This is a genomic window from Coleofasciculus sp. H7-1, assembly GCF_057473865.1.
The window spans coordinates 13,409-30,153 of record NZ_JBYCCT010000014.1; the positions used below are offsets into that span (position 1 = coordinate 13,409).

A 16,745-nucleotide genomic window follows, 5' to 3' on the forward strand; every position below is an offset into this window, starting at 1 on the left:
GACTGCATGATTAGCAATTCAGCACCACCTGACTCCACACATAGCTTAATTTCACCAATCGTTTCTCCCAGTCTTTTGAGCGATCGCCCTCCTTTGAAATTAGGTGTGATGGCGTCGGGAAACGGCAGTAATTTTGAGGCGGTGAGTCAAGCGATCGCGCATCAGCAACTCAATGCCGAAATAAAAGTTCTGATTTACAATAATCCGGGTGCAAAAGCCGCTACCCGCGCCGAAGGCTGGGGTGTCCCCACTGTTTTGCTGAATCACCGAGACTTTAACAGCCGCGAAGCGTTAGATCGAGAAATTGTGGAAACCTTGCAGCAGTATCAGGTGGAATGGGTAATTATGGCAGGTTGGATGCGCGTTGTCACTCAGGTTTTAGTGGATGCCTTCCCGGATCGAATGATTAACATTCACCCCAGTTTGTTACCGAGTTTTAAGGGAATTCGAGCGGTTGAACAAGCCCTGAATGCAGGTGTAAAAATAACTGGCTGTACCGTTCACCTGGTAAACGTAGAAGTTGATAGCGGCAAAATATTACTACAAGCGGCTGTCCCGATTCTGCCTGACGATACTTTAGAAACGCTACACGCCCGGATTCAAGTTCAGGAACACAAGATATTACCGCAGGCGATCGCTTTGGCAGCAGCGCGATCGCATTAATTAAGATAAAAGGTATAGAATTCCTATTTGATTTATGACAAGACGAACCGCAGAGGGCGCAGAGGGCGCAGAGAAGAGAGAAGAGAGAATTTTACAACTGCTGCAAGGATTGCTATATCACCAAGAATTCCTTACAGTTTCTTTTGTCTTTCTCAACGATCCATTCCCGATTCCCAAAATTCATAATTTTTTGATATCCAGCTTCCAAAGGCAGCTGGATATTAAATTCGTCGTAATGTGAGCCACAATTGGCACTAGCAAATTACCAGTCTCCAAGGCACTATATCCCAGCAGCAATCCCACAATGGTTGCCCACACTGCGTAAGACCATTGTTGAGGGCCACTCAGGTGTAGGATGCCAAAGCAAAAACTCGATCCGATTAGCCCAACCCAGTTTAATCCTACTGCTGGCAGCATTACACCCCGAAACAGCAATTCTTCACTTAAACCCGGCAAGAGTCCCAACCAGATAAAATCGGGCCACAATAAGGGTTTTAACACTAATTCCAGGTAGTAGTCGGCGCTGCGCTGATAGGCAGGCCATAGGCGATAGATGACGCTGCTAGCGCCCGTAATTCCTAGCCCAATTCCTACGCCCAAAAGTGACGCTTCTAGGGTCGGGCGCACGGGCATGACGGAAAACGAGCCGAAATGTAGCGACAGCTTGGCGATGACGAGCAACAAAATAGCTGTCACCCCCATCGCAATTAAAATTTGGGTGCGCGTCAAGGATTCGATTTCTGGATCGGTAGGAAGCTGTTTTGCCACTTCGGAAGGATGAAGGATGAAGGATGAAAGTAGAGGATTGTCCGCCTTACTGAATTCTGACTAGCGAAGACAGGGTTGGACTAAGGGCACCGGGACTAATACCAGCTCGATGGGCTACCAAGACACCAAGTGCTTCTAAATATGAGTTTACCCGCAATGCTTTAATTCCCAGCTGTTCTGGAGGAACTTGCATTTGAGTTTTATTTTCTTCGACGGCAATAATCTGCGATCGCGTCTGACTTAAACTCAGTATCGCACTGCCGCCACAAGCGGTTGCGGGTACGACGACGGCATCGACTCGATCTGCCCACACATCTCCAGGTAAGGTCGCACCGCCGTGCGTTTCTACAATAAACTGGGGGGCGCGACTCAGACCAACCAGAACGCAGGGTAAAAAAGTATAGCCTAATTCCTCGGCAGCTGAGCGGGGAGACAGGTGCGGATCGAGGGGTAGCGGTAAAAGAGCCGGGGCGTGGGCACAGGGGATTTGAAAGGTTCGCACGATCAGGTGACTAATCACGGCTTCAGCACCGGCAAGGGGATCAACTCCCTGCCCGTGTCGGTAACTTTCCAGCGCCTCGGTTTCGATATCATCGGGGAAACGGGCAACGACGGCGATCGCTTCTGCCCTCGCCTTGGTAATCAGTACCTCTGCTGCCCGTAATAAACTATGAGGATTTCCAATCGTCCCCCAACTGGCTCCCGATGCTGACGTTCTCAGTTCCACCCCTAGCGGGGCGTCTGTCACCACATAATCTGTGAGATTCAATCCCAGCGTGGCTCTAGTGGCATCTGCTGCCTGGAGATGCCGCAGCCGCAGTTCGGGTTCAATCCCCCGATCGAGAATTAAACCGACCCGGTTCTGATGCACGGGTCGCAGTCCCCAGCACCCAGATGCAAATTTGTCAAGTCCGTAGCCTTCCACGTAGAAAGCGTTGGGCAAATTCCAGTACAACTGGGCACCGTTGAGAACATTGGGGTGGGTAATCAGGATGTCGGAGATTTGCGCGATCGCTCTTGCCACTGGCAGCGCATCCCCCGCATATCCCCCAACTGCTGCCCCAACCCCAGTCGGGACAATTAATACAACCGTGTAAGGACGCCGATTCACTGAGCTGAATCAGATGCCACTGTGACGATTGCCTCAACATGGGCTTTCTGCTGCTCGACATCTACAGAAGCGATCGCCCAGCGCAAGGGTTCCCCCCGTTTTTCCAATTCTGCCTCAATGGCGGAGTGCAGCTGCACTGGCGATTCCTGAAGGTCAATTTCTGCGGTAATAAAGTGCGTCGTCATCTTAGTGGTTCTAGTACGGAATATTGAAATGCCAGCCTGCTCTCGTCAGGCTAAGTTTTGTGTAGTTGCGAGTTTACAAGGTCGGTATCACTATCAGAGGCTACTTCTGGAACTGCCCAAATTGCAACTCGTACAGTTCGTCTTCTTTCCCACTCTCAATCTTCAAATCGGAGCGGGGATAAGCGACGCAGAGCAATACATAGCCTTGTGCCTGAAGCTCTGGACTGACGCCCATGCCATCAGTCTGATCCACCTTGCCTTCTAGGATCTTAGCCGCACAGGTAGTACAAACTCCCGCATTGCAAGAACTGGGTAAGTCTAACCCAGCGGCATAGGCAGCCTGAAGGATCGCTTTATCCTCTGGCACTTCAAGGGTATGAGTGTTGCCTTGGTGGTAAATTTCAACTTTATGTGTCTTGGACATGAGCAGCAATGGCTAGAGGGAATGCTTCCCACAGAAACTAAACTTTCTCTATTGTTCCATGAATCAATTAGCTACTCACCCCGGTCAAACGACAATGCCTGGAAATGAGAAACCCCAGCTCGTGCAAAGCTGGGGTTGAAGAAATTTTCACGTTGTCTTTGTCTTAAAACGAGTAGAAAGTAAAGGCTCCAACAATTACTGTGAAGACAACAGCACTCAAGATGTTGTTGAAGAGTCGTCCTACTTCAGGATTATCTCCCAGCGCCGCATCGTTACGACCAGCGGGAAAGAACAGCGACCAAGCTTGATTAGCACTGATGGGCGCAAAGTTGTTGAAATCAGTATTAAACACAGTCGGCGCAAACTGATAGCGGGCATCAAAGTCAAAGTCACTCTTCATAACCGAACTCCTAAATGTCTGAAATAAGTGTCTGAAACCCAAGCTTATACATATAGCGTTTTTTCGGGTTCAATCCCCCTGTGGTTGCCCTTACTATGTGGTGATGTTGCGTAAGTCCTGTCATTGTTAAGGTTTAGCTGACACCCAATGCAGTCAGAACCAGCAGGGTGACAAACAAAATGGCGACTACGCCTTGAAAAGCGTAGCGACGCTGCTGCTCTGGTGAAGGGGATTCGGCAACATACACCGCAGGCTCAGCTGCATAGTTGTTGAGGATGCCTCGTTCGTCGGTGGTGTATCTCATGGTTGCTGGTTTTTTTGTAACTCTATATTAATTAATGTAACAGATTGTAAAAAATATGCAACGTTCTCAAGACTTTTTGCTATGAGTTCTCCTTTGAGCAGCGATAGAGGCTGCTTAACGATACGAAGGGTTCAAACAAAAATGCGCCGAAGTCGGCTCAGGCGTATAGGATTTTTTAAGTTGAACAGCACTTACGCAAAGCTTATACATATAGCGTTTTTTCGGGTTCAATCCCCCTGTGGTTGCGGTGGCAGATATGGTGATGTTGCATAAGTGCTGCTCCTGTTAAGGGTACGACAAGCGCACCCTTAACGTTTCAAGCTTAACCAAAGCCTATGATTCGCACCCCTATATCCAGGTGCCTGCTTCTTTCGCTTCCTTCTGCAAAGCGATCGCGCGATCGCTTTTAAGTCTAGTGGTGGATATTGCGCCTGTTGCCTATTAACTTCAATCAGCAGAAACTCAGGAATTACGCAAAGCTTATACATATAGCGTTTTGTAGGGGCAATCCCCCTGTGGTTGCCCTCAGATGTGGTGATGTGCGGCGAGTCCTGAACTGTAATTGCTCTACCTGTCGCCTAAGTGTTTCATCGCTATATAGCAGTCCTATTTTATTTGTGATGTAGAGACGCTTTTAGGCAAGCGTCTCTATCTTTTTTAGATGAACCGCGCAGGCTAAAGCGCTTTAGCCTGCGAGTTAGCAAAGTTTCACGTTAGCGCTAACGCTGCTAACCTACGGCGAATTTGAACGCAAGTGAAAAGTACTCTATTTGTACCTATCGGTCAGAGTAGAGGTTGTATTTTTGGAATAATGTTCTGTAAAACTCCGAGGAGATTAAAGTAGGAATAAAGTAAAACTAACTAATTTATAAAGATTTAGTGAAATTATTGAAAAAATCTTGTAAATAAAAACATAGTTGCTTAATATTGGCACAATCTCTAAAAACATTTCGTGAATAGACCTACTGAGAAGATATTCGGAATTTATAAAAAAGACTGAAAGCCTTTTTTATAACCAGGCAGTTATGGCTGCTGGCATTACCATAAGCTTTGGCGCGGTAGTTTCTATAGTTAGGGATCTGTAAAAATCGCTATCTCATTTTAAATATCAAAACAAAATTTAAAATTAGGTCATTGTTTCTGAGGGAAAGAAGATAACTGCGGCATAGCTTCATCATTTTTTTTTCGATGAAAAATCCTATATTTAGATCAAACATGACTTTAGATTTTACCGTTGCTATTCCAACTTACAATGGTGCAAGTCGTTTGCCAAAAGTTTTGGAAAGCTTGCGTTTGCAAGTTAATTCAGAACAAATTCGTTGGGAAATAATTGTTGTCGATAATAACAGCAATGACAACACCGCAGAAATTATTAGAGATTATCAAGCAAACTGGCTGTCTAATATTCCCCTTAGATATTGTTTTGAAAGGCGGCAAGGATTAGCTGCTGCTAGAGCCAGAGCAATTAGAGAAGCTAGAGGTAAATTCGTAGGTTTTATAGATGATGATAACTTACCTGATGCTGATTGGATTTCTGCTGCCTATTCATTTGGTCAATCGCATCCAAAAGCAGGTGCATACGGGGGGCAAGTTCACGGAGATTTTGAAGTCAATCCGCCTGAAAATTTTCAAAGAATACAATCTTTTTTGGCAATTAGGGAGCGGGGAGAAACACCTCATTTGTACGATCCGGATAATTTGAGTCTTCCTCCAGGCGCTGCATTAGTCGTGCGCCGAAAAGCTTGGTGTCAGAACGTTCCAAGCCGCTTGAGACTGAGTGGGAGAGTGAATGGATCGATGCTGGGAGGGGAAGATTATGAGGCGTTATTGTATATATATCGTGCAGGCTGGGAAATTTGGTATAACCCAGCTATGCATACTTATCATCAAATCCCCCAGTACCGACTAGAAAAAGATTATTTACTATCTCTCATTTGTGGCTCTAGCTTGTGTATTTGTTATCTTCGGATGCTGAATGTAGAAGATTGGAACAAGCCAATTATCTTTTCTAAAATTTTGCTAGGAAGCACGCTCAGAATGGTTCGGCATCTGATTAAGTATCGAGGACAAGTTAAAACTGATTTAATTGCCGCTTGTGAAATGCAGTTTTTTTGGAGTAGTTTCCTGAGTTCTTTTTATTATATTTTTATTAATTTAGCTGAACTATATTGTCAAATTTTAGCAACTAAAAAAGCTTTAAAGACTAACATATTTGAATACTATACCAATCTTAAGTGAGGAACCTGCCATGACTACTAAAAGCAAGATTCTCTTCATCGGGATTGATGCTGCGGATAAGGATTTGATTCTTCAATGGGCCAAAGCGGGTCTACTTCCTACTTTTCAATCTCTCTTGGAGAAGGGTGCTTGGGGAATCACTACAAACCCCGTCGGTCTTTACGTGGGAGCCATTTGGCCATCTTTTGCTACAGGGATTTCACCCGCTCGACACGGCTGCTACTCCTTCAGTCAACTGGCTCCAGGAACTTACCGAACTACGAGCTATAGTGTATTTGACCTCAAAGGCGAACTTTTCTGGGATGTTCTGAGTCGAGCTGGTCGCCGCGTGGCAATTCTCGATGTACCCAGAACTCCTCCGTCCGTTGACCTAAATGGCATTCAAATCGTTGATTGGGGAACTCATGACCCCGACTTACCCGATACTCTCTACACTTGGCCCCGTTCTTTGGCTGGAGAGGTGGAGGCACGGTTTGGTCGAGACCCGATTGGTTACTGCAACCGAGTCACACGTACTGCTGATGGACTCAAGAAATTTCGCGACGACTTAGTAACCAGAACCGAAAAGAAAGCAGAACTTTCCAGCTATTTTCTAGAGCAAGGTGGATGGGATTTGTTTATGACTGTCTTTGCGGAAAGTCACTGTGTTGGTCACCAATGTTGGAACCTCAACGATCCAACACACCCAAAACACAATCCAGCCATTGTTAATGCAATTGGCAATCCCATAAAGGATGTCTATATCGCTATTGACGCCGCGATTGGACGACTGTTGAACCAGGTAGATCCAGAAACCACAGTTTTCGTTCTTGCCAGTCATGGGATGGGACCTCACTACGACGGTACGTTCATGCTCGATGAGATCCTATGCCGTCTTGAGAAGGTCAAGCCACCCACCATGCGCCGTCAGGTTGCCAAGGTTTTAAATTCGTCTTGGGAACAGACTCCTGTGCTTCAGGGTTTCCTCAAACCGCTCCGAAAATACGTTTGGCAACCTTTACGAAATCGCTTCTGGAAAATTGACAAACCAGTGCGTGAAGCTTTGCAGGAGCCTGATGCGGCGGGTCGTAAATGTTTTACGCTTCCCAACAATGATGTGTATGGAGGGATTCGGGTTAATCTGGTGGGTCGCGAACCGAATGGTAAAATTCGACCGGGAGCTGAGTACGAGGCGTTTTGCCAAGAATTGACTCAAGACCTGATGGCTTTAGTCAATGTTGACACCGGAAAACCCTTAGTTCAGAAGGTTCTGCGTACAGCTGAGTGCTATCAAGGAGAATATCTTGACCATTTACCCGATCTAATGGTGGAGTGGAATCGGGAGGCACCTATATCTAGTGTTTATTCTCCTAAAACTGGGAAGATAGAGAAGGAATTTCAAGGCGTTCGCACTGGCGATCACAAAGCGGAAGGGATAATGTTTGCCATCGGACCATCGATTCAGCCAGGGAAGATAGAACAACCGATTTCCGTCATGGATTTTGCTCCGACAATCGCTTCTTTACTGGAAGTTCCTCTGCCTGAAGTTGATGGAAAAGCGATCGCGCTTTCTTCTGTTTAACCGCTTAGCGCTGCTACTGAGCCAAGTAGCAGCGCTCGTATTAGCATTGATAGCATCAGCTACAGCTTGTGGCGGCGGTAGCAATATCGCTGAAGGGCGAGGAACTACTAAGCATAGGTTCAGCTGATTAATAAATTGCCAGATGCTCTAAAGTCGCTATATCTCACATCTTGCACCTAGCGGTTGCAACCGCCAGGTGCAAGATGTGAGTTCTATAAAAAATACATTCGAGAAATTACAGAAGTCTTTCATTACTATAAAAAATGCGTCCGAGATTTTTCGGACGCATTCTATTATTTCAACTTGAAAGCGAAATCTAACCTTGTAGCGCCTCGGCACCGCCGACGACTTCTAAGATTTCCTGGGTGATTGCCGCCTGACGCGCTTTGTTGTACTTCAGAGTGAGAGTACCAATCAGATCCTTGGCGTTGTCGCTGGCGTTGTTCATCGCCGTCATCCGTGCCGCTAGTTCGCTCGCCGCCGACTCTTGCAAAGCCCGCAGCAACTGGTTATTCAGATACAGCGGCAGGAGGGCATCAAGAATCTGCACCGGATCTTGCTCGAAGATCATGTCCCGTGGGAACTCTCGAACTTGGGCAGAGACTTTCTCCCGCGTTACCTCAAAATCGCCGCCCCTAGTTGTGAGGCGGAAGATTTCATCATCTCTTGCTTCTAGTCCTTGCGTAGTCAGCGGAAGCAAGGTTTGCACCACTGGGCGAGAGCTGATTAAAGAGACAAACTTGGTGTAGACCAATTCAATCCGGTCTACGCTCTCTGAGAGGAACAAGGACAGCAGTTCGTCAGCGATTCTGGATGCTTCGGCTGCTGTGGGAATTTGCTCTAAGCCGGTATAAGTGGCGTTAATGGGCTGGTTACGACGCTGGAAGTACTGGATGGCTTTGCGCCCTACCAGCACATATTTATAGTCCCGACCTTCGGCTTGTAGTTCCTTGGCGCGGTTTTCAGCGCGACGGATGACGTTGGTGTTGTAGGCACCGCAAAGACCGCGATCGCCTGTAATGACCAAAATTCCTACAGACCGAACATCCCGGTTTCTCAACAGAGGCAGATTTGCTTCTTCAAACCGCAGACGGTTTTGCAGACCGTAGAGAACCTGAGCGAGGCGGTCGGCAAAGGGGCGAGTGGCAGTTACCTGTTGTTGGGCGCGGCGCACCTTGGCGGCGGCAACTAGGCGCATTGCCTCGGTGATTTTTTTGGTGTTTTTGACCGACTGAATGCGATCGCGAATAAATTTCAGATTTGCCATAGTTTTGTCATTAGTCAGTAGTTAGTAGTCATTAGTCAGTAGTCATTAGTTCGAGAGCTAACGACCAATGACCAATGACTAACGACAAATTACGCCATTGCCATGAAGGTCTTCTTAGCTTCAGCGATCGCTTCTTTGAGAATACCTTCCGCTTCTTCCGTCAGCTGCTTCTGACTGCGGAGGATTTCCATGTACTTCGGCTTGCTGGTTTTCAGGTAATCCCGCAGCGATCGCGCAAAAGGAGCCACCTTGTCTACAGGAATATCATCCAAATAGCCATTCAAACCTGCATAAACAACCGCCACTTGCTCAGCCACTGATAGCGGCGAGTATTGCGGCTGCTTCAGAAGTTCCCGCAAGCGCTGACCTCGTGCCAACTGGTCTTGGGTTGCCTTATCCAAATCCGAGGCAAACTGGGCAAAAGCTTGCAGGTCGTCAAACTGCGCCAACTCCAGCTTTAGCTTACCAGCCACCTTTTTCATCGCCTTGGTTTGAGCCGCCGAACCCACCCGCGACACGGAAATACCGGGGTTCACCGCCGGACGCAAGCCAGAGTTGAATAGGTCCGAGGTCAAGAAAATCTGACCATCGGTAATCGAAATCACGTTAGTGGGAATGTAAGCCGAAACGTCCCCAGCTTGGGTTTCGATAATTGGCAGCGCAGTCATGCTGCCTTCACCCAGTTCTGTACTTAGCTTTGCCGCACGCTCCAGCAACCGGGAGTGGAGATAGAACACATCCCCAGGATAAGCTTCCCGTCCGGGTGGACGACGCAGCAGCAAGGACATCTGGCGATAAGCTTGGGCTTGCTTGGAGAGGTCATCATAGATGATGAGCGTCGCCTTGCCCTTGTACATGAAGTATTCTGCCAAACTAGCGCCCGTGTAGGGAGCCAGATATTGCAGCGTTGCCGGGTCGTTGGCGTTTGCCGCTACCACGATGGTGTAGTCCATTGCGCCTCGTTCCTGAAGCACGTTCACCACTTGGGCGACGGTAGAAGCTTTTTGACCGATGGCGACGTAGACGCAAATCACGTCCTCTTCTTTCTGGTTGAGAATAGTGTCAACTGCAATCGAAGTTTTTCCGGTTTGTCTGTCACCAATGATTAGCTCTCGCTGACCCCGACCAATCGGAATCATCGCGTCAATAGCGGTAATCCCGGTTTGCATCGGTTCATACACTGAGCGCCGCTCAATAATTCCTGGTGCGCCTGATTCAATTAGGCGACTTTCTGTAGTATGAAGGTCTCCCTTTCCATCAATCGGACGAGCGAGGGCATCCACAACGCGACCAATCAAGGCTTCGCCCACTGGCACTTGAGCAATCTTGCCTGTGGCTTTAACTGAGCTGCCTTCCTGAATCTGGCGACCATCGCTCATTAGCACCACGCCCACGTTGTCTTCTTCTAAGTTCAGGGCGATGCCAACACTACCGTCTTCAAATTCCACCAGTTCCCCAGACATGACCTTGTCCAGGCCATAAATCCGGGCAATCCCGTCGCCTACTTGCAATACGGTACCAACGTTAGAAACACTAACTTCTCGGTCGTATTGTTCAATTTGCTGCCGAATAATGCTGCTAATTTCGTCAGGTCTGATGCTGATCATGGTTACTTGTTAAAGGATGGAAGGGTTTGTTTTAAAGGTTGAAGGTTGAAGCCTTATATTTTTGCGGTGGTAGGTTGAAAGTTAAAAGTTAAGATTTAAAAATTTCAATTGCTTAACTTGCCAACATCCAATCTGAAAAGTTTCCACCGACAAACTGCTTGTCTTGCCAACTCTCAACTTTCAACTTTAGGCGGCACTGTTCAGGCGTAGGCTAATGCGGCGCAGTTGTCCTCGCAAACTGGCATCCAATACCTGAGACCCTACTTTGATGATGACACCACCAATTAAATCTGGATCTAGTTTGGTATCGAGTTCTACTTGCTGGGCACCGCTAATCGCTTTTACTTTTTCACCGATGGCTTGCTGCTGGGCATCCGAGAGTTCCACCGCTGAGATGACTTCTGCTAGAACAGTCTGATTCAGCTTTCGCAGAAGTGCCTGAAACTGTTTGCATATTCCCTCTAGAAACAGGATACGTCGCCTCTCCACCAGCAGCATCAAAAAGTTGAGGATGTAGGGATGAAGTCCGTCACCAGCAATTTGCCGCAATACGGCTTTTTTATTTTCAGCGTTTACGACTGGATTTCCCAGAAAATGCTGTAGATCCTCGGAGCTTTGCAGGACTGCCAACAAAGAACGCACATCTTCGCCAAACCGCTCTGTCTGGTTCTGCGACTGAGCCAAGGACATCAATGCCTCTGCATACGGCTCTACGATTTCACCGCTAACCATACTACCTTTCATCAGCGACCTCCTACACTAGCGATGCTGCTGTCAATTAATTGTTGTTGAGCAGCATCATCCAATTGGCTTTTGAGTTGCGACTCGACGCGCTGCAACGCCATTGCGGAAACCTGCACTCTGAGTTCGGCGATCGCTCGCTCCCTTTCGGTGTTCAAATCCTCAACCGCTGTTTTTTTCAAGCGTTCGACATCCTTCGCTGCTTTCGCCAAAATAGCTTCTCTAGCTGCCTTAGCACTTTCTTCAGCATCTTTGCGGATTCGTTCTGCCTCCGCTTGAGCCTGAGTTAATTTCTGCTGGGCATCAGAAAGTGCAGCCGCTGCCTCTTTCTGGCGTTGCTCTGCTTCTCCAATCGCCGTTTCAATCCTTGAACGACGTTCGCTTAGGATATTGCCTAATAATTTACGTCCAAAGTAAAACAGTACACCAATAAGAATTGCCAGGTTAATTAGATTGGCTTCAAAAATGTCCGGATTCAGTCCGAAACCACCATGCCCCTCTGCCTCTGCTAATTCAGAGCCAGCTGAGTGAGCCACCTCGGCTAATAAGAAAAAAGTTCCCATGATACCCATCCCATTGAAGTATGAAGTTGGTCATTCGCCATCAATCATTGGCTTTGGTCTAATGACTAATGACTAATGACTAATGACAGCTTTTCCTTCAAGCTCTCTATCTGTTGACCAGCTGCTGTCCCAATATTTTTTCCAGAATTTGGCGACTGAGTTCATCTACCTGGGTCTCAAGAGATTGCAAGGCTTCTTGCTTTTGCTGTCCAATCTCTTGAGACGCCTGTTCTCGTTTTGCAACAGCTTCCTGCTGTGCCTCAGCTATTTTTTGAGCGCCTATTTTCTGGGCATCGGCTTGAGCATTTGCAATCAGCGCTTGAGACTGCCTGCGGGTATCCGCTAGCTGTTGCTCATATTGCTTTGCTAACTGCTCAGCTTTCGCCAAGCGTTCCCGCGCACCCATCTCATTCGTTCTGATGTAATCATCGCGCTCGTCTAGCGCTTTAGTCAGTGGCTTATAGAAAACCACATTTAATACCGCTGCCAATAGCAGAAACTGCACTGCCATCAAGGGCAAGGTAGCGTCGAAATCAAACATTTCTTCCCTCTTTTGCTTGAACAGCAGTTTTAATGGCAAGCAAAATTATCTCACTTGTCATATTCTCTATACCCCCTAGGCATGGGGTTCAACTTACATCAACAGGACTACAAACTAAAAACTTTGTTTTAGTAGAGACGCCAGCGATCGCGTCTCTACTAAAACAAAAAATTTTAAGCGAAGGGGTTAGCAAACAGCAACACTAGGGCAATCACCAGACCATAGATGGTAAGGGATTCCATGAAAGCCAGGGTTAACAGCAAAGTGCCGCGAATTTTACCTTCTGCTTCTGGCTGACGAGCAATACCTTCGACTGCTTGACCAGCAGCATTTCCTTGACCAATACCAGGGCCAATTGCAGCTAAACCAATTGCTAGAGCAGCAGCCAGAACTGAAGCAGCAGAAACCAATGGGTCCATGATTATTTCCTTACCTTAAGTACAGAACAAAAAACAGAGAGTTTGGAGTAGAGGCACGGCACGACCGTACCCTTACAAGTGTTGAGTTTTGAGTCAAGATTTTTAATCTCAAATCCCAAATCTCAAATTCTATCAACTGAGGGCATCCCGAAGGGAATCTGGGGAAGGAGGAATGATTTTATTCATTCTTAATATCCTTCTTCCTTCCTAAGAAGGTCAATGCTCCTCATGCCCTTCATCACCATGCCCCTCCATCGCTTCATGAATGTATGCAGCTGCTAAGGTGGCAAACACTAGAGCTTGAATGGCACTGGTAAATAGCCCCAAAGCCATGACTGGCAGAGGGATAAACAGGGGAACTAGTAGAACTAACACTGCTACTACCAGTTCATCCGCCAGAATGTTGCCAAATAAACGGAAGCTGAGGGAAAGGGGCTTTGTGAAATCTTCTAAAATGGCAATGGGTAATAGGATCGGTGTCGGCTCAATATACTTTTTAAAGTACCCTAAACCCCGCTTGCTAAAACCTGCGTAAAAATACGCTAAAGAAGTTAGCAATGCCAGTGCCACTGTGGTATTGATGTCATTCGTGGGAGCTGCTAGTTCTCCTTCTGGAAGGTGAATTAGCTTCCAGGGAACTAATGCACCAGACCAATTTGAGACAAAGATAAACAAAAACAGCGTGCCAATAAATGGCACCCACGGACGGTATTCTTTCTCGCCAAGCTGGTTTCTGGTCAGGTCTCGAATGAATTCCAGGGCATATTCCATGAAGTTTTGGATACCTTTAGGAATTCTCTGGATATTCCGAGTGGCAGCTAACGAAGCAAGCAGAAGAAGACCAATAACAATCCAGGAAGTGAGAAAAACTTGCCCGTGAATTTTCAGATTTCCCACTTGCCAATAAAGGTGATGACCAACTTCTAGTTTGGCGAGGGGGAATGAATTAAAGGCGGAAAGAATACTTAGCATTTCCATTCAATGAGGGTTCTCCAGGGATTAAAAAGTGGAGAATTCTAACACTGCCTAACTTATCGAGTGTCCGGGAAAAACAAAGTCCGAAGCGTATAGACGAAGAGGGAGGCTTTATAAGTCAGAAATCCCAAAAATACGGGCAGAATCTGTAGCTTATTCACTTGGGTTGCGATTATAATCAACCCAATAAACAGAGCAAACCGAGTCTTGCTCAGACGCTGTTTCTCTGTGCCTAGTTGCTCAACGTCTTTAGCCAACATCCTCAAGTAAACCACACAAGTACACGCCCCTATCAAGTAATTCAGGGCAATGTTGAGGGAGTAAAAAATCCAGACAGAGATAAAAATAATCCCGGTCAAAGCAAGTGTAGTCAGCAACAACTCTTGTTGAAGTTGGTAGTACTCTTGCATGGAGCCAGCTGATTCTGATACAGGCGAACCAGTTTGTGGTAACTCCTCGGTGGTCGGCGTGGTTGTTTGAGATTCGTTTGACAAGTTCACAACTGATGTGTTTCAGCTTGTGCTATTTGGTCTAACTACTACAGGTCAGAACCAAACATTTTGAATATACCATGCAGAGGTAACATTACTTAAAAAAGAATTAAGCCGATGTCAGCGAATTAAAATGCAATACTGTTCATTTGGAGCTAAAAATCCAAAATCTGCGTAGGTTGAGTTGAGGAACGAAACCCAACACGCATAAGCATTTGTTGGGTTTCGTTCCTCAACCCAACCTACAACTCATGGGTTCTCATCCGGGAAGCATTTTACGCATTGGTGTAGGTATCGCCCCGCCCCCGGTTGTAGCAGCTGGCGGCTGTTCTCCTTAGCATAAGCATTTGTTGGGTTTCGTTCCTCAACCCAACCTACAACTCATGGGTTCTCATTCAGGAAGCATTTTACGCATTGGTGTGGGTATCGCCCCCGGTTGTAGCAGCTGGCGGCTGTTCTCCGTAGCTTCTCACTCAGCTTCCCCAATCAACGTGTATGCAGCCCAAGCGCTGGGTTTGTTGGGATATTGTTTCATCGTCGTTAGCATAGCGCTTCGCAAAGCTTGCGCTTTATCAGGCTTTTGTTGCAGATTTCGATAAAATTCGGTCATCAGCAAGGCAGACGGGCTATCGGGTATCGACCACAAGGTGACGATGACACTGGGGACACCCGCAGTAATTAAAGAGCGAGACAGTCCAATTACGCCATCGCCAGTCAGTTTACCTTGCCCAGTGTCGCAAGCACTCAAGACAACTAACTCGGCATTTAGCTTGAGATTGAGGATTTCGCTGGCGGTAAGTAAACCGTCATCTGTTCCGGAAGGGGTGAGAGCAACGGCACCCGGTATACCTAACCCTTGAAAATCATCCAGCAATCCGTGAGTTGCCAGATGAATCATCTTGGCTTTGGGTAGCTTCTGGACAATAGCGGATTCGGTGGCTTGTTTACCAGTCAGGGCTGTCGTGTTCAGGAGACGAGCAATCTCAATCGCTTCCTTCTCGGCACCTGGTAGGGTCGGTAGCGGTTGAGGCTTTTCCCCAACCTTGGGGGCAAGGCTGGGCATAATCGGATTGCCAACGACCAGCACATCCTTAGCTGACCCTGGAACCCGTTGTCGTTGCTGGCGGGTTAACTCCAGTACCTGAATCGAGGGAGCCGTGAGGATAGTGTGTTGTTCGATGAGGTATTTGTTGTTGGCATCTTGGAGGGCAGCAAAGGGAACCAGGAACAAGGATTGTTGAGGGATGAAGATAACACGGGCATTGGGGTCAGTAGACAGGAGGTCGGCAATGGGTTGAATTAGCAGTTGATGAAGTTGCTGTAAGCGTTCAGATTGGTCTGTTTCTAGCTTGGCAACTACGTTTACGTCAAAGATGCTACGACCTCTGACACCCATAGATTTACGGCTGTTGACAACTAACTGTGGAAGCGTTGTATTTTGCTGCTGCCACAGGGGTTTGAGGTCAGCGCGACGAAATGCCACTTCGCCTGTGGGCTGGATTACCCAAATATAGAGTTCTGATTCATGAGGTTCTTGTTTACCCTGAATCTTGAAGTCATCATAAATAATCGAATATTCAACAAGGGTAGCGTTTTGCTGTTTGGCGATTTGTTGAATTTGCTGGATGTTGGGTGGATTTGTAGAGACATTAGGTTGAGCAGATGAAGTGGAGGAGAAGCGTGTAGCCAATAGCTCTACAAATGCCCTGGCACGACCGCTTTCAGCAACTTCTAGAGCAGCAGTGGGTTGATTTTGGGCAATCAGGACTTGTTGCAGCAGGCGATAGGTGCGAGCTTGCTGCTCAAAAATTGACACTTTGTAGGCATCATTGCCACCCAATAGCTCCCGTAGAGATTTGTATGCCTCAATTCCAGCGCGGAGGGTTTTTTCGGCTTGAACGAGATTGCCAGCTTTCTGGAGGGCAAGTCCTAGATTGTTCAGGGATTGCCCCTCCCCCAAACGGTTTTTAATTTCCCGCGCGATTGCCAAACTCTGCTGCTGGTACTCAATCGCCTTGGCGTAGTCTCCCAGGGAATTGTAAGCATTTCCCAGATTGCCCAGGGATTGCCCCTCCCCCAAACGGTCTTTAATTTCCCGCGCGATTGCCAAACGCTGCTGCTGGTACTCAATCGCCTTGGCGTAGTCTCCCAGGGAATTGTAAGCATTTCCCAGATTGCCCAGGGATTGCCCCTCCCCCAAACGGTCTTTAATTTCCCGTGCGATTGCCAAACGCTGCTGCTGGTACTCAATCGCCTTGGCGTAGTCTCCCAGGGAATAGTAAGCATTTCCCAGATTGCCCAGGGCTGCTCCCTCCCCCAAACGGTCTTTAATTTCCCGCGCGATTGCCAAACGCTGCTGGTGGTACTCAATCGCCTTGGCGTAGTCTCCCAGGGAATCGTAAGCATTTCCCAGATTGCCCAGGGCTGCTCCCTCCCCCGAACGGTTTTTAATTTCCCGCGCTATTACCAAACTCTGCTGGTGGTACT

At 47.4% G+C, this 16,745-nt stretch carries 18 protein-coding genes; 3 read left to right on the forward strand and 15 right to left on the reverse strand.

Features of this window, described 5'->3' with window-relative positions; genetic code table 11:
• Window positions 1–6 precede the first annotated feature (6 nt).
• Window positions 7–663 (forward strand): phosphoribosylglycinamide formyltransferase, encoded by a 657-nt coding sequence (gene purN / locus AC2VDX_RS03630; protein ID WP_378175723.1) that lies wholly within the window; start codon window positions 7–9, stop codon window positions 661–663.
• 180 nt (window positions 664–843) lie between these two features.
• On the opposite strand, the gene AC2VDX_RS03635 is transcribed toward purN, so the two are convergent.
• From AC2VDX_RS03635 to psb34, 6 genes are all read right to left on the reverse strand, one after another.
• Complete coding sequence (locus AC2VDX_RS03635; protein WP_378175725.1) at window positions 844–1,431, reverse strand: CPBP family intramembrane glutamic endopeptidase; 588 nt, start codon at window positions 1,429–1,431, stop codon at window positions 844–846.
• 46 nt (window positions 1,432–1,477) lie between these two features.
• A complete protein-coding gene (locus AC2VDX_RS03640; protein WP_378175728.1) occupies window positions 1,478–2,542 on the reverse strand; it encodes a DUF3326 domain-containing protein in 1,065 nt (354 codons plus the stop codon).
• Window positions 2,539–2,727, reverse strand: a complete 189-nt coding sequence (locus AC2VDX_RS03645) for a hypothetical protein (RefSeq protein ID WP_190439363.1) — start codon at window positions 2,725–2,727, stop codon at window positions 2,539–2,541. The genes AC2VDX_RS03640 and AC2VDX_RS03645 overlap by 4 nt, the downstream gene beginning before the upstream one ends.
• A gap of 100 nt (window positions 2,728–2,827) precedes the next feature.
• Window positions 2,828–3,151 (reverse strand): 2Fe-2S iron-sulfur cluster-binding protein, encoded by a 324-nt coding sequence (locus tag AC2VDX_RS03650; protein ID WP_378175731.1) that lies wholly within the window; start codon window positions 3,149–3,151, stop codon window positions 2,828–2,830.
• Window positions 3,152–3,314: 163 nt separating this feature from the next.
• Window positions 3,315–3,551 carry a hypothetical protein gene (locus tag AC2VDX_RS03655; protein ID WP_378175734.1) on the reverse strand — a complete coding sequence of 79 codons (237 nt, stop codon included), beginning with the start codon at window positions 3,549–3,551 and terminating at the stop codon, window positions 3,315–3,317.
• Between the two features lie 133 nt (window positions 3,552–3,684).
• Window positions 3,685–3,855: a photosystem II assembly protein Psb34 gene (psb34, locus tag AC2VDX_RS03660; protein WP_378175737.1), complete on the reverse strand. Its 171-nt coding sequence runs from the start codon at window positions 3,853–3,855 to the stop codon at window positions 3,685–3,687.
• Window positions 3,856–5,043: 1,188 nt separating this feature from the next.
• Between psb34 and hpsE the strand changes: the two genes are divergently transcribed.
• Both hpsE and AC2VDX_RS03670 read left to right on the forward strand, forming a co-directional pair.
• Complete coding sequence (hpsE, locus tag AC2VDX_RS03665; RefSeq protein WP_378175740.1) at window positions 5,044–6,093, forward strand: hormogonium polysaccharide biosynthesis glycosyltransferase HpsE; 1,050 nt, start codon at window positions 5,044–5,046, stop codon at window positions 6,091–6,093.
• Between the two features lie 10 nt (window positions 6,094–6,103).
• Entirely contained in the window at window positions 6,104–7,654 is a 1,551-nt protein-coding gene (locus AC2VDX_RS03670) for an alkaline phosphatase family protein (protein ID WP_378175743.1), read from the forward strand.
• Between the two features lie 316 nt (window positions 7,655–7,970).
• On the opposite strand, the gene AC2VDX_RS03675 is transcribed toward AC2VDX_RS03670, so the two are convergent.
• The 9 genes from AC2VDX_RS03675 to AC2VDX_RS03715 all read right to left on the reverse strand — a co-directional run.
• Window positions 7,971–8,921, reverse strand: coding sequence for a F0F1 ATP synthase subunit gamma (locus AC2VDX_RS03675; RefSeq protein WP_378175745.1), 951 nt, complete (start codon window positions 8,919–8,921; stop codon window positions 7,971–7,973).
• An 89-nt stretch (window positions 8,922–9,010) separates the two neighbouring features.
• Window positions 9,011–10,528, reverse strand: coding sequence for a F0F1 ATP synthase subunit alpha (gene atpA, locus AC2VDX_RS03680; protein WP_378175747.1), 1,518 nt, complete (start codon window positions 10,526–10,528; stop codon window positions 9,011–9,013).
• A 186-nt stretch (window positions 10,529–10,714) separates the two neighbouring features.
• Window positions 10,715–11,272: an ATP synthase F1 subunit delta gene (gene atpH / locus AC2VDX_RS03685; protein ID WP_378175749.1), complete on the reverse strand. Its 558-nt coding sequence runs from the start codon at window positions 11,270–11,272 to the stop codon at window positions 10,715–10,717.
• Window positions 11,272–11,841 (reverse strand): F0F1 ATP synthase subunit B, encoded by a 570-nt coding sequence (locus AC2VDX_RS03690; protein WP_378175751.1) that lies wholly within the window; start codon window positions 11,839–11,841, stop codon window positions 11,272–11,274. The genes atpH and AC2VDX_RS03690 overlap by 1 nt, the downstream gene beginning before the upstream one ends.
• Before the next feature lie 97 nt (window positions 11,842–11,938).
• Window positions 11,939–12,373: a F0F1 ATP synthase subunit B' gene (locus AC2VDX_RS03695; RefSeq protein ID WP_378175754.1), complete on the reverse strand. Its 435-nt coding sequence runs from the start codon at window positions 12,371–12,373 to the stop codon at window positions 11,939–11,941.
• A 173-nt stretch (window positions 12,374–12,546) separates the two neighbouring features.
• On the reverse strand, window positions 12,547–12,792 hold the full coding sequence (gene atpE / locus AC2VDX_RS03700) for an ATP synthase F0 subunit C (protein ID WP_015112744.1): 246 nt from the start codon (window positions 12,790–12,792) through the stop codon (window positions 12,547–12,549).
• A gap of 216 nt (window positions 12,793–13,008) precedes the next feature.
• Window positions 13,009–13,770: a F0F1 ATP synthase subunit A gene (gene atpB / locus AC2VDX_RS03705; protein ID WP_378175758.1), complete on the reverse strand. Its 762-nt coding sequence runs from the start codon at window positions 13,768–13,770 to the stop codon at window positions 13,009–13,011.
• 53 nt (window positions 13,771–13,823) lie between these two features.
• Window positions 13,824–14,267 (reverse strand): ATP synthase subunit I, encoded by a 444-nt coding sequence (locus tag AC2VDX_RS03710; protein WP_378175761.1) that lies wholly within the window; start codon window positions 14,265–14,267, stop codon window positions 13,824–13,826.
• Between the two features lie 460 nt (window positions 14,268–14,727).
• A partial coding sequence (locus tag AC2VDX_RS03715; RefSeq protein WP_486928100.1) for a CHAT domain-containing protein occupies window positions 14,728–16,745 on the reverse strand: 2,018 nt, incomplete at its 5' end.

Excerpts from the sequence above, each read along its gene's own strand:
- atpB (WP_378175758.1), bottom strand. The coding sequence starts at position 13,770 with ATGGAAATGCTAAGTATTCTTTCCGCCTTTAATTCATTCCCCCTCGCC.
- psb34 (WP_378175737.1), bottom strand. The coding sequence starts at position 3,855 with ATGAGATACACCACCGACGAACGAGGCATCCTCAACAACTATGCAGCT.
- AC2VDX_RS03645 (WP_190439363.1), bottom strand. The coding sequence starts at position 2,727 with ATGACGACGCACTTTATTACCGCAGAAATTGACCTTCAGGAATCGCCA.
- hpsE (WP_378175740.1), top strand. The coding sequence starts at position 5,044 with ATGAAAAATCCTATATTTAGATCAAACATGACTTTAGATTTTACCGTT.
- AC2VDX_RS03655 (WP_378175734.1), bottom strand. The coding sequence starts at position 3,551 with ATGAAGAGTGACTTTGACTTTGATGCCCGCTATCAGTTTGCGCCGACT.
- purN (WP_378175723.1), top strand. The coding sequence starts at position 7 with ATGATTAGCAATTCAGCACCACCTGACTCCACACATAGCTTAATTTCA.
- atpH (WP_378175749.1), bottom strand. The coding sequence starts at position 11,272 with ATGAAAGGTAGTATGGTTAGCGGTGAAATCGTAGAGCCGTATGCAGAG.
- atpE (WP_015112744.1), bottom strand. The coding sequence starts at position 12,792 with ATGGACCCATTGGTTTCTGCTGCTTCAGTTCTGGCTGCTGCTCTAGCA.
- AC2VDX_RS03695 (WP_378175754.1), bottom strand. The coding sequence starts at position 12,373 with ATGTTTGATTTCGACGCTACCTTGCCCTTGATGGCAGTGCAGTTTCTG.
- AC2VDX_RS03670 (WP_378175743.1), top strand. The coding sequence starts at position 6,104 with ATGACTACTAAAAGCAAGATTCTCTTCATCGGGATTGATGCTGCGGAT.
- AC2VDX_RS03690 (WP_378175751.1), bottom strand. The coding sequence starts at position 11,841 with ATGGGTATCATGGGAACTTTTTTCTTATTAGCCGAGGTGGCTCACTCA.
- AC2VDX_RS03675 (WP_378175745.1), bottom strand. The coding sequence starts at position 8,921 with ATGGCAAATCTGAAATTTATTCGCGATCGCATTCAGTCGGTCAAAAAC.
- atpA (WP_378175747.1), bottom strand. The coding sequence starts at position 10,528 with ATGATCAGCATCAGACCTGACGAAATTAGCAGCATTATTCGGCAGCAA.
- AC2VDX_RS03650 (WP_378175731.1), bottom strand. The coding sequence starts at position 3,151 with ATGTCCAAGACACATAAAGTTGAAATTTACCACCAAGGCAACACTCAT.